Source organism: Kurthia sp. Dielmo, from assembly GCF_000307285.2.
GTDB classification, from domain to species: Bacteria; Bacillota; Bacilli; order Bacillales_A; family Planococcaceae; genus Kurthia; species Kurthia populi.
Genome location: NZ_CAEP01000185.1, coordinates 1 through 681, shown reverse-complemented (window position 1 = coordinate 681; position 681 = coordinate 1). Strand labels below are relative to the sequence as shown.

Sequence of the window (681 nt, the reverse complement as noted above, 5' to 3'; positions counted from 1 at the left end):
AGTGTCAGAAGATGCTACATCGCCTTTTAGTTTGCAAAATTTAACACCAAATACGGCCTATACCGTCGAAGTTGAAGAAAATGGTGCTACAGGTTCTGTTCAATTTACAACAACGGATATTGTACCTGGTGCCCCAACTGTTACGGTAACAGCCAAAGCAGGAGCCATTGACTTCACAATTGTGGACGGTACAAACGATGGCACAACGATTACTGGCTATACCATTTATTACACAGATGGCACAACGCCTAAAACACAAAACACTACCACTAAAACAGGTACTATTACGGGTTTAACGGACGGTAAACAATACTCGATTCAAGCGACAGCCAAAAATGGCAAAGGTGAATCGAGTAAATCTACAGCTGTAAACGCAACACCTAAAACAGCTGTTACCGGTGTGACATTAGATGCTACGACAGCAACGCTTGATATTGCAGGCACAAAACAACTTACGGCAACTGTAGCGCCAACAACAGCGACAAATAAAGCTGTTACTTGGTCTACAAGTGCGGCAGCTATTGCGACTGTAAGCTCAACTGGTTTAGTAACAGCTGTAGCCGAAGGTGAAGCAACGATTACCGTTAAAACAACAGACGGTAATAAAACAGCAACATGCGTCGTAACTGTTAATCCAGCCGGTTAGGAGGGATTGCATTGGATGAATTATTAAAGGCGTTC

The 681-nt window shown here is 43.2% G+C and carries 1 protein-coding gene; it reads left to right on the top strand.

Features of this window, described 5'->3' with window-relative positions; translation table 11 throughout:
- Window positions 1–646, top strand: a 646-nt coding sequence (locus KTHG_RS21590) for an Ig-like domain-containing protein (protein ID WP_222424323.1), incomplete at its 5' end; no start/stop codon positions are given.
- Window positions 647–681 lie beyond the last annotated feature (35 nt).